The organism is Thiocapsa sp., from assembly GCF_022340925.1.
Taxonomy (GTDB): Bacteria; Pseudomonadota; Gammaproteobacteria; order Chromatiales; family Chromatiaceae; genus Thiocapsa.
Genome location: NZ_JAJDNA010000063.1, coordinates 1 through 13,545, shown reverse-complemented (window position 1 = coordinate 13,545; position 13,545 = coordinate 1). Strand labels below are relative to the sequence as shown.

Here is a 13,545-nt window from a genome sequence, read left to right as displayed (position 1 = left end):
CGGCTCGGGCTTCGGCTCGGGCTTCGGCTCGGGCTTCGGCTCGGGCTTCGGCTCGGGCTTCGGCTCGGGCTTCGGCTCGGGCTTCGGCTCGGGCTTCGGCTCGGGCTTCGGCTCGGGCGACCTCGGCACCACCTCGGAGGTTTCGCGGGCGTCCCGCCGGGTCTGTTCCCTGGCGGGCGCGGGCGCTGCAAGCGGTTCCTCGGTCGGTGCTGTGACCGCGCCCTCGGCACGCCGGACCAAGGCGTTCCGCCAGGGTCGCGCCGAGGTCGGCGGGGCTGGCGCGGTCGAGCCATCGGCCACGCCGCTGCCCCGACTTCGCGGGAGCGACGGAGACGGGATCGGCATCTCGGCGCCCCGGCGGCCGCCGGCCCTCGCCGTCTCGAGACGCGGCGACAGCATCCGAGCATAGAGTGCTTGAGTGCGACTGTGGGTAAACGGCAGGCGCGCGAGGACGAGGGACTGGGCTAGGACGGACCCGCCCCAAAGAAGCAATCTTGGCAGCAGTCCGTAGGTGATAACGGCCAGCACCAGGAATGACCCCCACGATCTCAGATGCGCAGGGTCAGGCTTGACGGTCGGTGTGGCGGTCGCCCAGTGCTCAAGGATGATGCGCGAGCCGGCCACCTGGTCCAGGCTCGGGTAGCCAACCCCCTCACCCATCAGCCAACCCCATGGCAGTGCCATCAAGCGAGTCATGTCATACACAGTCTGGGGATGCACATTCAGGGTCGAACCCCACCCAAAGGCTAAATCGGTAAACCATTCGAGGAGGACCGTCGTGACGATGACGCCGACATTGAAGGCGACGCCGAAGATCTGGGCGGGGATGAGCAGCGGCAGATAGGAAGCCGCGCCGTAGAGTGCATACTGGGACTTCAAGACCCCCTGCTTGGCACGCGCCTGCTCCTGGATTTCCGCCGCCGCGTGGGCGATCCGCTGGCCCTGAAGCCAGCCTGTCGCCTTCGTCACTAGCGGGCGGATGACCTGCACAAGCAATCCGGAGGGTGCAGCACGGCCGCGATGTCGCGCCATCCGCAACGCCCATGCCGTGACCACCGAGACCACGAGCGCAAACTGAACGATCACGAGCAGAAAGAGATACCAGGAGACGCTGACCGGCCGGCTCCCGTCATAGCTCAACAGCGCGGAGGTCGCCCCCACCCCGAGCAGCACGCCCAGGATCGCAAGGACGGCGGTCACCAGCCGTTGCGCGCTCCCGAAAGCGGAGCCGGGGAGGACAGCACGCATGTGGGGGGGCTCGGCATTGCGCCGTGCTGCAAGCCAATGCCGCAGACTGGCTCGCCGATGCGCCGGAGTGTGCGGCTGGTCGGCGGCCACCTCCCGCGCGACCTCCTCAAGATACAGCGACCGATCGCGATCGCTCAAGGCCCTCCGGGCCGAGGGGTGCTCGCGCAACTCGCGCTCATCGCTGTCCAGGTAGTACTCGAAGTCGATCAGATCGGGCACGGTCCAACGGCGAGAGGTGTCGGGAGCCTCGTGCGCCGGACTCGAATCAGTCGAATGGTGTCTCAGATGCATAAGGGTCCGAAGCCGTTCCGGGATGCTCGCCAGGCGCCCTGACCGCGCCGCGCCGGGCCTTTCGATGCGATGGTGCACGGATCGCCGCGCCGGCCGATGGGCCGGCACGGCGAAACCGATTCTGCTGATTTTGGGGCGGAACCCGATACTCGGTATCGATACGTCGACTCGGGCTGATCTCAACAGACCGCACCCCTCGACCTGCGAAATATCCCACAGTCCGCGTTTCAATTCACGCCGTTCGAACCGTCGGCGACCCGGGGGGCAGGGCGGAGAGGCCGCCGATATGGGCCGAAGACATAGACATTGCGCCGCGTCGCCGTCGCGCGGCTGTAACGCGGACTGTATCCGGGCCAGGACATCGAGGGACCGCTCACCGACAGCCGGAGCCCGTCGCACACATGGGCGTTACGCCGCTTCGGCGCGCTCCCGGCTGCCTCGGTTCAGCGCCGAGAGGACGGCCCTGAGCGAGGCGGCAACCGTGTCTCGATCGATGGCGCAGCCGGTCATCCGGACCGACCCGAGATCGAGCTGGACATAGGCGGCGGCCTCCGCATCCGTGCCTTCGCCGATCGCATGCTCTTGATAGTCTGCGATCTTTACGGTCTGGCCGCTCCAGCGCGACCAGGCATCGACGAAGGCGGCTATCGCACCCTCGCCTTCCCCGCGCAGCCGCCGCTCGCCATCAGGACCCGCAATCCGCGCCTCAATGACATCATGACCGTTACGGTCGAGTCGATAACCGAGCAACCGGATCGGGGACTGATCGACGACGAAATGATCCTTGAAGACCCGATAGATGCTCGCAGCGTCCATCTCGCCGCAGCGACGCTCGCTCTCCGCCTGGATCAACCGGGCCAGCTCGATCTGCAGCCAACGCGGCAGATTGAGACCGAAATCGCGCTCCATGACGAAGGCGACGCCGCCCTTTCCCGACTGGCTGTTGACCCGGATCACCGCCTGATAGCTCCTGTCCAGGTCGCCGGGATCGACAGGCAGGTACGCAACCTGCCAGTGCTGCTCCCGACTTTGACGCATCAGACACTTGCGGATCGCATCCTGATGACTGCCCGAAAAGGCCGTGTAGACCAGCTCGCCGATCCAGGGATGGCGCGGATGCAGGCGGATCCCGGTGCATTCTTCAACCACCTGCACGATCTCGTCGGGATTGCTCAGATCCAGACCGGGATCGATCCCTTGGCTGTAGAGGTTCATTGCCAGGGTCACGATATCCAGGTTGCCGGTCCGCTCGCCGTTGCCAAGGAGCGTCCCCTCCACCCGATCGGCGCCCGCTAGAAGCGCCAGCTCCGCAGCCGCCGCCGCACCGCCACGATCGTTGTGGGTATGCACCGACAGCACGACGCCCTCGCGCCTCGACACATGCGTCGCAAAATACTCGACCTGATCGGCAAAGACGTTGGGGCTCGCTACCTCCACAGTGGCAGGTAGATTGATGATGCAAGGCCGCTGTGCCGTCGGCGTCCAGACATCCAGCACCGCTTCGCAGACCTCGACGGCGTAGTCGGGCTCCGTAGAGGTGAAGCTCTCAGGAGAATACTGGAAGGTCCAGCGGGTCTCCGGGCGGCGGCGCGACTCACACAGGACCCATGCGGCCCCCTGACGCGCGATTCCCATGACGCCCGCGCGATCCTGTCCGAAGACCCACTCGCGTTGGATGGGCGAGGTGGAATTGTAGAGATGGACAATGGCCCGCGGCGCACCCTCCAGGGCATCGAAGGTCCGCCGAATCAGGTCCTCCCGAGCCTGGACCAGGACCTGTAGGGTCACGTCCGCCGGGATCTTGTCCTCCTCGATCAACCAGCGCACGAAGTCGAAATCGGGCCGACTGGCCGCCGGGAACCCGACCTCGATCTCCTTGAAGCCGAGTTTGACCAGCAGAGCCCAAAGTCGACGCTTCTGCGCGACACCCATTGGCTCCAGGAGCGCCTGGTTGCCGTCGCGCAGATCCACGCTGGCCCAGATCGGCGCTCGCGTGACGACGCGGCTGGGCCACTGTCGGTTGGGCAGGTCCACCACCGGTCCGGGTCTGTAACGGCGGTGATCGAAATGGGTCATGAGTGTCTCCCGGTAGCTACTGGGGAACGCGTGCGGTCCGAGCTGAGTCGAGGTGTTCACGCCCGTGCCGAGTCGACGACGGGCGGAACCGATGAGCCAAACCCTTGACGGGATCTGGCCTGCTCCAGCGATCCCGGTTTTGGAGCCGGAGCCTGGTTGGCCGGGGCCTCGTGAGCCCCTGCCCGATTGGCGGCTGGTTGGCCGACAGGCATAGAATAGTCCCGATAGACGGACAGACGATTGCGAACATGCCAACGCAGCCGGCACTATGAGCAATAATCTGCGGTTTTCCGGGGCGCCGGGCGCCTTGGAGGGTCGTTCGGCGATCAGGCGTCGGGCAGCGGGCGTGAGCTCGGGCCTTGACGCGGGCGATGCCGGTCACCGGCGGGGCAGAGAGCCAGCCTGTCGGGTCGACCTCGAGGCGGCTGTTCGCCGATCGCCGACGGCCTCCCAGGGCCGCCAACACGAGGAGTCACCCTGATGAAGCTGGACCGCTACGACCGTCGGATCCTTGAGGAGCTGCAACGCGACGGGCGTATCAGTAATCAGGATTTGGCCGATCGCATCGGACTCACGCCCTCGCCGTGTCTGCGACGCGTGCGGACACTCGAGGAGGCCGGCATCATCCGTGGCTACACGGCACTGCTCGATGCCCAAGCGCTCGGACTCAACCTCACGGCCATCCTGAGCATCTCAATGGACAAACACACCCCGGAGCGCTTCGAGCGCTTCAACGCGGCCATCAGCGCCATTCCCGAGGTCCTGGAATGTCTGCTGATCACCGGACGCGACGCGGACTATCAGCTCAAGGTCGTGGTGCGCGATATGGATGCCTATCAGGACTTGCTGCTCAACAAGATCACGCGTATCGAAGGGGTGACCGGCGTGCATTCGAGCTTCGTGCTGCGTCGCGTGGTCGAGCGCCCGAACCTGCCGCTCGGTTGACAGACCTGCGGCCCACACGTCGACGCGTTGGGGTTGACGCCATCAAGGCCCGTCCGATGCCGCGATCTCCGGCGGCCGCCTCGCCATTCAGCGTGACCCACCCTCTCCAGCAGGCTCACCGCGTGGATCCCGGCCGGCGCCCGGACAAGGATGGGCAAGACTCCGAGCAGGATTTCACATGAATCAATCGACAGACTTGTCGTGAGCGATTCGGGCCCGCTCGCGGATCCTGCCGATGCGGCCGCGTCGAGCTCTGAATCGCGGCGTCGGCGGCGAGGAGCGCATGGAAAAAGATGTATACATTTAGTTTTTGCTCCCTTAAACCTTCCATGTATTTCACTGATCCGCCAGGACATCTACACTTTCCTCACCGAGAATAGAGAGCGCCCCGGAACGGGGCGCCGACACAACACCGTGGTGTCTCGATACCGCCTCCGACAAACAGAGCTTGGCAGATAGGCGATTATGGAGACGACCACATTGACTGCCCAGGCAGGGCGAATGGAACGCTCCAGCGTTCATTGATCGACGCACAAACGAGGAAGCCCAAATGGACGAAACCAGACGGAGATTGATCAAGGCTGCGGTCTATGGCGTGCCGGCGCTGTTGAGTCTTCAGGCCATGCCGGCCTTTGCGGACGCATGTAAAGGAGCTCAGGCGAATCCAATGACGGGAAGGGATGAAAGCCCGAGTCCCATCCGGATGGCCCGGCAAAAGATGAATAAAAGAATCAAGGCCATGCGCCGCGTCTCAAAACTCTCCAAGAAACGATCCTGATATCGTTTTGCAACACGCCCCCCGGCTTAGCCGGGGGCGCTCTCGTATCCGCGCACCGGATCACCGGCGTTCCATCGCCTCCTCTGCGAGTCGATGACCCAACTCGATGAGCTCGCGCGCCCGATGGAACTCGTGCGCGGCGCAGGCATCGCGCGGAACATCAATGACGACATCCGGACGATAGGCCGCGAGCTTGACCGCGGAGATCGCGTTCTGCATCGTCTCGAAGGACCGGATCGTCAGCTCGAACACCCCTCGCTGGTCGTCCCCTCCCCCCCCGAGGCTCTCACCGATCGCATCGAGGAACTGGCGGATCCGTTCCTGATAGCTCAGGTCTGCCGGCGGCTCATCCCTCGACTCCCGCGCCCGCCCGGGAGAGTCGTCAGAGTCTGCGCTTTGGTCTGCCCGATTCCCGAGATCCGACTGCAGTGTCTCGGCATTGAGATTGACTGCAATCGTCAGGTCCGTGAAGTCGCGGAAGGTCGGGGCGATCGGCACGGGGTTCAGGAGTCCCCCGTCGACAAGGGTCATCCCGCGATAGGCATGAGGTGTGAAAACACCGGGGACCGCGATCGAGGCACGCACGGCGTCGAAGAGCGGTCCCTGTGAGATCCAGACCTCGCGTTGTCGGTCGATGTCGGTAGCGACGGCGGTGTAGGTGATCTCCAGGTCCTCGATCGGGCGATCACCGACCATCGCGCGCAGCGTGTCCATGATCCGGTCACCCTTGAGCAAACCGGCCCCGGTGAATGCGAAATCAAGAAAGCGAAGGACATCACCACGGCGCAGCGCGCACACCCAGCGTTTATACGCCTCAAGCTCTCCGGCCCCATAGATTCCGCCGACCAAGGCGCCCATCGAGGCGCCACTGACGGAGCTGATGCGATATCCTTGACCGCTCAACCACTCGATGACACCGATATGGGCAAGCCCGCGGGCGCCGCCACTGCCAAGCGCCAGTGAAACGGTTTCGCGTCTTCGCTGTTTCATGGTTGTCCGTCGAGCCGATCGACGAGCTCCTCAACCGCTGCTTCATCCGACGGGGGCCCGTCGCCATCCGAGCGTCTGAGATCGTTCAGCACCTCATCGACATCCGGCAGCAGCTCGGAAAACTCGACCCCGTACATCTCCCAAATGGAGACAAAAAGTGAGGCAATCAGCGGGCCGATAAAGAGCCCGGTGAAACCAAACATGAAGATGCCGCCAAGTGTGCTCAAAAAGATCATGAGCTCGTGCATCTTGGTGTCTCGACCTACCAAGATCGGGCGCAAGACGTTGTCCAGGGTGCCGACGATGAGACCGCAGAACAGACCCAGCGCGACCGCGCTGGCCACCTGACCCTGCACCGCCAGAAAGATACAGGCCGGTACCCAGACGAGCGCCGAGCCCACGGCGGGAATGATGGACAGAACCACCATTACCGTGCCCCAGAACACGGCGTTCTCAATCCCTGCGATCGCGAAGGCGATCCCGGCGAGCGTCCCCTGCAACAGACCGATCAGCAACGTCCCTTTCAGCGTGGCGCGTGTCACCGAGGTGAACTTCTGCAACATCACCCGCTCGTCGACGCTCTTCAGTGGCAGATAGTAGAGAATCTTATTGATCAGCTTGTTCCCGTCGATCTGGAGGAAGTACATGCTGTAGAGCATCACGAACGCCATGAAGAAGAAATTGAGCGTCCCCAGAGTGAACGACGAAAGACCCCCGACCACAAACTTGCTGGCGACAGTCACCGCCTCCCCGGCGCGTTCAAGCATCATCTCGCGCAGCGGGACTAGCTCCTCGAAGAACGGCATTCGGCGGAGACCTTCGCGAAAGGCATCGGGATCCGCGAGCCTCTGCTTCACCCAGGGCACGACCGTTTGGGTGACATCCAGGGCCTGTGCCACGACGATCGCAATCAGGAGCGCCAACGGGATCAGAACGACGACGGCGACAACCAAGAGGGTAGCGAGCGAGGCCAGATGGCGCCGTCCGCCGAGCCGTGGCTGCAGCCTCAGGAATAGCGGCCGTGCCAAGGCACTGAAGAGTCCGGCTAGAAACAGCGCCATCAGGAACTGCTGGACCATTGCCAGAAATAGTGCGGAGATCCCGAGTGCCATCAACAGGACGACGGATTTATTGACGAGATCTGAATTCATTGATTTTGCCCAGGATCTGAGGGAGAAGAGCCGAGTGCCCGGTGATGCTCTTGCGCATCAGCTGCGCGAAGCGGCCCGAAGCGGACGTCGAGACGGTCCGCGGGACGTTGGATCCAGGAGGTCAACTGGGCCTGACCGGTCTCCGCCAGGACGCGGCAGCCGTCCCCCGGCAAGAGCAGTGGAATCGGCCAGGGACCGCGGAACACGAGCGCATTGATGGGTGCGGCCCAGTTGTCAATGATGGCCATCCACGGCCATTGCAGGGCGTAGGGATCCTCCGGACCGAACCGAACGCAGCCCTCCTCAGAGCTGGCGGTCGCGTTCATCAGGCCGTGAGTTGCCGTCCACCAGGCGATCGATTTGGCACAGGCAAGGATCAAAATGGTCAGACTCCCGATGAGGAATAGCCGGGCGATTTGGCTGAACCGGCGCTCGGTCGACGCGCTGGACACAAGCACGGGTCGCCTGGCCATTGCCGCCGCAAGCGCCATCAGGAGCATGCCGATCGGATAGGTCACCGCGGCCTTCAGCTTGACGCCCTTGCCGAGGACGATCTCGCCGGCGACCAGGATACCCAGGAGCGCCAGCAAAACGAATCCGCAAAAGAGCAGCCGTTCGAGCAGAGCGACGCCGCGACCTCGGCCGACGACGCCCCAATTCAGTGACAGCAGGAGGGCCAAGCAGACAACCAGTGTCAAGAGGACGCCCTGCGATAGGGTATCGGTGAGTAGATATCCGATCGCTGATCCTGGATCGGAATGGGAACGCTCGTAGGCATTTGCACCGACGAGCGTCCAGAGGAGACGCAGCACGCCGGAAACCAACAATGCCAAGGCGAGCCAGACCCAGATGCGGGCGAACTGGATACCGGGCCGGATGTTTAGCCAGGCGACAACGCCCAGCAGTCCGGAAAGGGCAAACGTCAGCGGATGAAGCAGCGGGAGAAGAGGCACCAGCAGCGCCGCGTAGATCCACGCGGCTCGCCGCTCAGGCGCGAGCACTGCCATGAGAACGAGCGGCCACGCCACATAGAGGCTCATGAGCAGTTCGGAGACCGCCGAGAAGTTGACCTGGTCGGCAACGAGAAACAGGGTCGGCAGGAGGATCAAGGCCGGCCTACGCCGACGTACCACGACCCAGCAGACGAGCAGTGAGAGCACCGGTGGGGCCATGTACGCAAAGGCGAAGACATGGCGCAGGAGTCTGACGTCATCGTTCAACCAGCCGACAAGCAAGACCGGGAGTTGCGGAATAATCCCGGCGACCCGAAGGTTCGGGACCTCTGGGGCGCCGTTCAGCACGAGCATAAAGAAATAGTAGGCCCCGTCGCCGAACAGCGGCAGGCCGACGATCGCCATCAGGCCGTAGGCACAGGCAATGAGAATCAGCCCGAGACCGAGTGCATGCGGGCTGGACAGGGCACACCCGCCCGGCCAACGCTGCCGACACAGGCTGTTGGTCGGCTCGGCGAGTGCCGATCTTGACCTCGACATGAGACCTTATGGACTCCGATCAGCCCCTCGGGGCTGACTCACCATTGACTCGACTGGGACTGGGGGGCGCCGCCTATTGAAGACTGAGTCGATGGTCCTCCTCAGTGGTGAGCGAAGGATACATGTATGGAATGGGTGGAGGCAGCTCCGGCGGCGTTGCTCCCCATTGCGGAATGGGCTCGAAGATTCTGGGATCGACGTAACCGCCACGCGCTGGCGGGCCAGGTTTCGACCTCCAGGGATCGGTTGTCGACCGCGGGGGCTCAACAGGGCGGAATCGATAGGGCTCAGTATCCGAGCCGGATGTAGAACTGTCCCAAAACGGAGTCTCCGGATACAAGGGATGATCGCGAGACGCGTCGTCGGGCCAGCGATACCCACCGAATCGCCGATCGTCGGTGTCCTCACTCTGACGTTCCATCCGTCTGCGCTCGCGTTCCTCGAGTGGCCTGAAGCGATAGCCCTCGAAAGGCGATCGCGGGTTGGTTGTCGATCCGGGACCGATCGGCCCAGCGGCTTGCCACTCCATGGGAGAAGCAGGATCGGCGCCCCCCCCATAGCGGCCGACCGGCCCCGCCGACCTCTCGGCAGCAGCTCGGAGCCGCTCCTCTTGGGGGTCGGCAAACCTGTCATGCGGCGTCGGGACAAAGCCCCCCCCTTGATAGAGCCACTCCGGTCGGGCCGCTGGTCTTGTCTTGCCTGAGACGTCATCGCCGGTCGGCGCCGCCTGTTCCCGCGGCAGCTCTAAGGTCACCAGGATCCCCGTCGTGAGGGCGAAAATCACCAGGAAGATCGCCGCCAAGGCCACGGCCAGGTAGAGTCGCTGATTGGTCACTGCACGTGTGTCTCCCAGCCACCATTGAAACCTTCGGACGTTGGAGGACCTGCCGGGTTCCCCCCCGTGCACGGAATGATGCTCGCGGATCTGTCCTCCTAAGGGGTAGCGTCCACTCGGACCTCCGAACCCTCGAACCGATCGAAGGCCGACAACCGCTGATAGTCCTTCGGGGTCATGTGGGCCGAAGCGATCGAATAGCGCGCCTGGGTCCATGCTCTACTCGTCTTACCTATAGGCATAGGATGTAGACGCTGAATAAGCAAGCGCTTGCCCCGGTTCTTCGGACGCGCGGAAACCGGGCCTGAACAGGTTCGAGCCGCATCGATCGCTGTGTCCCGAAGCGTCCTCAATGCCATCCGCAGGCCCATCCCGCGCGGGCGGCCGTCCGGCGATTCAAGGATAATGGGCTGCGAGCATCCATTGGCGTCAACCGGAGCACGCATGTCCATACTCAAACTCGGCATCCCGAAAGGCAGTCTCGAAGCGGCGACCATCGAGCTCTTCGGTAAAGCCGGCTGGAAGATCACCACGCACGCGCGCAATTACTATCCTGAAATCGATGACGCGGACATACGCTGCGCTCTGATTCGCGCCCAGGAGATGGCGCCCTATGTCGAAAGCGGGACCCTCGACCTCGGGCTTACCGGGCTTGACTGGATCCTGGAATCGGAGGCGAAGGTCGAGGAGATCTGCACCTTGACCTACTCGAAGGCGTCCCATCGCCCCAGCCGATGGGTCTTGGTGGTACGCCAGGACTCCCCCATCCGTCGGGTCGAAGACCTAGCGGGCAGGAAGATCGCTACCGAGCTGGTCGGTTTCACCCGGCGCTATCTTGCCGCGCGCGGGATCAAGGCGGCGGTCGAGTTCTCTTGGGGTGCCACCGAGGCCAAGGTCGTCGAGGGTCTGGTCGACGCCGTGGTGGAGATTACCGAGACGGGCAGCACCATCCGTGCCCACGGTCTGCGGATCGTCGATGACCTGCTGGTCACGGAGACGAGACTTATCGCCAACCCAGCGGCGATGGAGGATGCGGCACGACGAGCCAAGATCGAGCAGGTCGCTTTGATGCTTCAGGCGGCCCTGCGCGCCCGACACAAGGTCGCGCTCAAATGCAACGTCCCCGCCGATCGTCTCGATGCAGTCGCGCGGCTGCTCCCGAGCCTGCACGCACCGACGGTGAGCCACCTTTACGACCGGAGATGGCTCGCGGTCGAAACCATCGTGGATGCCGGTGCGGTCCGCGATCTCATCCCGAAGTTGCGACAGGCAGGCGCAGAGGGGATTCTGGAGTACGAATTGACCAAGATGGTATGAGCCTCATACGTGAATGGACAGCCCTGACATCTCAACCGGCCCGGGACGTCCAAAAAGGTAGCCCTGAAACGCCTGGCACCCCTGACCCGCCAACCAATCACGCTGAGCCTCGGTCTCCACGCCCTCGGCAATGACGTCAAGCTCGAGGGTACCACCGAGCGCGATAATGGTTCGTGCGATCGCCGCATCGTTCTCATTGCTAACGAGATCTCGCACGAACGACCGGTCGATCTTCAGCTCCTTCAACGGTAGTCGCCTCAGATTGCTCAGGGACGAATAACCGGTGCCGAAATCGTCGAGGGCGAAGGACACGCCGCGCGCGTCGAGTGTCTGCATCTTCGCGATTGCGGCCTCGAAATTCTCGCGCAACAGGTTCTCAGTGATCTCCAGCTTCAGCCGCGAGGGATCGCAGCCCGTGCGATCGATCTCGGCGAAGACCTCATCGACGAAATCGGGCTGATTGAACTGGCGGGCGCTGATGTTAACCGCCAATGTCAACCCGGCGGTTGCCGGGCGTCTCGCCCATTCGGCCAACTGAGCACAACCCATCGCCAGCACCCGGCGCCCCAGCGGCAGGATCGCGGCCGTCTCCTCTGCCAGACGAATGAAGGCAGCGGGCTCCAGCAGTCCTCGTTGCGGATGCTGCCATCGCAGCAGCCCCTCCGCACCCCTGACCCGTCCCTCGGCGTCGACTTGCATCTGGTAATGCAGGACAAACTCACGCTGCTGCAGTCCTTGTTGCAGAGTCGCTGCGAGGGTCGCTCTGGCGTTTACCTCCGCCTGCATCGCAGGGTCAAAGAAGCGGAGTGTATTTCGGCCCGCCTCTTTGGCCCGGTACATGGCCAGATCGGCCTGCTGGAGCAATTCCTCGGCCTGATCCGACCCGTGGCCGAACAATGTGATACCCATACTTGCCAAGCACTGGTAGTCACGGCCCTCCAGGCGGCAGGGCTGTCGCAAGGCGTCGAGCAGCTTATTCCCGAGAATCTCTGCCTGCGTTGCGGCCTGATCCGTTTGGCGGCTCAGGCGTTCCAGAATCACGATGAACTCGTCACCGCCCAGTCTCGCAAGGGTGTCCGTCTCGCGGATCCGGGACGCTAGACGCCCGGCCACCTGACTCAGCAGCCGGTCGCCGTGATCATGGCCCATCGTGTCATTGAGTGCTTTGAAATCATCCAGGTCGATGAACATCAGTGCGCCGAGTCGGTCCATGCGTCGGCTGGCTGCAATCGCGCGCTCGAGCCGATCCATCAGGAGACGCCGGTTCGGCAGGCCCGTCAGTGGATCGAAAAACGCGAGTTGCCTGATCGCCTCTTCCGCACGCTGTCGTTCCGTCACGTCCGTGACCAGGGCCACGAATCGCGGCTGCCTGCCGAGCAGTTGCAGACGGATCTCAGCCGGGTAGAAGGTCCCGTCCTTGCGGCGGTGACGCGTCTCGACCACGACCTGGGTCTTGATTCCTTTGCGCAGCGGCTCGACCAGGCGGTGGAATGCCCCGGCATCATAGTCCGGCTCGAGATCCAAAGGAGTCATGCCCGACAACTCCTCCATGCTGTAGCCGAGATTGTCGCGCGCCCCTTGATTGACCTGCTCGAAGTGGAGGCTCTCTGGGTCGAACACATAGACCTCGGTCTGCGAGGTCTCGACGATCTCCCCGAGCCGGCTGAGTGCGTCGCGGGCCTCATGCCGGGCCGTCATGTCGGTGTGCGTCCCGATCACCCGCGTTGGCGCGCCGTCCGGATCCCGCTCGACGACCTTGCCACGATCCAGGACCCAGGCGTAGCTGCCGTCCGTGCGGCGAAGCCGGTATTCGCTGTGATACGACTCGGTCGCACCGCAGAGATACCGTTTGATGTCCGCCGTGGCTCGGTCGAGATCCTCGGGGGCGATTCGGTCCTGCCAATCCGCGACGTCGCCCCGGATGTCCTCATCTGTTAGGCCGAGCATGCTTCTCCAGCGCCGCGAATAGAAGACCTTGTGCGTCCGCAGATCCCAGTCCCAGACCCCAGCGTCCGTGCCCTCGAGGGCGAATTTCCAGCGCTCCTCGGCGCCGGCCAATTCCTCGATCGCAACCAAATGATCGAGAGCGTTGGAGATATCTTGAGCCAGTTCCAGCAGCAGGTTGCGCCCGTCCTCATCGATCGACTCTCGATCCTTACCGTACGCGCTGAGGACCCCGATGACCTGTCCACGCTCCCGAAGCGGTACGGATGCGGAGACCTGCCAACCGAACCGCCGGCCCAGCTCATGCCAACCGGCCGTCGCGGGATCTGCTTGAAAATCCCGACTCCAAAACAAGGAATCCTCGCGCATCGAACGACAGATGAGGTCATCGGCGGGTATGCCGGAAGCCCGACTCACTGAACCCAGTGCACCGACCAGATCCGCCCCGCCCTCGCCTTCGTGCGCCACGCATTCGAT

At 63.6% G+C, this 13,545-nt stretch carries 9 protein-coding genes; 3 read left to right on the top strand and 6 right to left on the bottom strand.

Translation table 11 applies throughout. From position 1 onward, the window contains the following. Both LJE61_RS08225 and leuA read right to left on the bottom strand, forming a co-directional pair. A partial coding sequence (locus LJE61_RS08225; protein ID WP_296918026.1) for a DUF2868 domain-containing protein occupies positions 1-1,467 on the bottom strand: 1,467 nt, incomplete at its 3' end. Positions 1,468-1,947: 480 nt separating this feature from the next. Continuing rightward, positions 1,948-3,615, bottom strand: a complete 1,668-nt coding sequence (gene leuA, locus LJE61_RS08220) for a 2-isopropylmalate synthase (RefSeq protein WP_296918024.1) — start codon at positions 3,613-3,615, stop codon at positions 1,948-1,950. Between the two features lie 480 nt (positions 3,616-4,095). Between leuA and LJE61_RS08215 the strand changes: the two genes are divergently transcribed. Further along, positions 4,096-4,560 carry an Lrp/AsnC family transcriptional regulator gene (locus tag LJE61_RS08215; protein WP_296913139.1) on the top strand — a complete coding sequence of 155 codons (465 nt, stop codon included), beginning with the start codon at positions 4,096-4,098 and terminating at the stop codon, positions 4,558-4,560. A 550-nt stretch (positions 4,561-5,110) separates the two neighbouring features. Beyond that, positions 5,111-5,338 (top strand): hypothetical protein, encoded by a 228-nt coding sequence (locus LJE61_RS08210; protein WP_296913136.1) that lies wholly within the window; start codon positions 5,111-5,113, stop codon positions 5,336-5,338. 60 nt (positions 5,339-5,398) lie between these two features. Here LJE61_RS08210 and LJE61_RS08205 read toward each other — a convergent pair whose 3' ends face one another. The 3 genes from LJE61_RS08205 to LJE61_RS08195 are packed head-to-tail and all read right to left on the bottom strand — an operon-like array spanning position 5,399 to position 8,972. Next, positions 5,399-6,328, bottom strand: a complete 930-nt coding sequence (locus LJE61_RS08205; RefSeq protein WP_296913134.1) for a patatin-like phospholipase family protein — start codon at positions 6,326-6,328, stop codon at positions 5,399-5,401. Then, complete coding sequence (locus tag LJE61_RS08200; protein ID WP_296913131.1) at positions 6,325-7,479, bottom strand: AI-2E family transporter; 1,155 nt, start codon at positions 7,477-7,479, stop codon at positions 6,325-6,327. The genes LJE61_RS08205 and LJE61_RS08200 overlap by 4 nt, the downstream gene beginning before the upstream one ends. Continuing rightward, the gene (locus LJE61_RS08195) at positions 7,476-8,972 is read right to left on the bottom strand and encodes a hypothetical protein (RefSeq protein ID WP_296918022.1); all 1,497 of its coding nucleotides are present in this window, start codon (positions 8,970-8,972) and stop codon (positions 7,476-7,478) included. The genes LJE61_RS08200 and LJE61_RS08195 overlap by 4 nt, the downstream gene beginning before the upstream one ends. 1,279 nt (positions 8,973-10,251) lie before the next feature. On the opposite strand from LJE61_RS08195, the gene hisG reads away from it, so the two are divergent. Then, positions 10,252-11,124: an ATP phosphoribosyltransferase gene (hisG, locus tag LJE61_RS08190; RefSeq protein ID WP_296914321.1), complete on the top strand. Its 873-nt coding sequence runs from the start codon at positions 10,252-10,254 to the stop codon at positions 11,122-11,124. Positions 11,125-11,127: 3 nt separating this feature from the next. Here the strand turns inward: hisG and LJE61_RS08185 are convergent. After that, positions 11,128-13,545 (bottom strand): EAL domain-containing protein (locus LJE61_RS08185; RefSeq protein WP_296918020.1); only part of this gene is annotated, 2,418 nt, incomplete at its 5' end.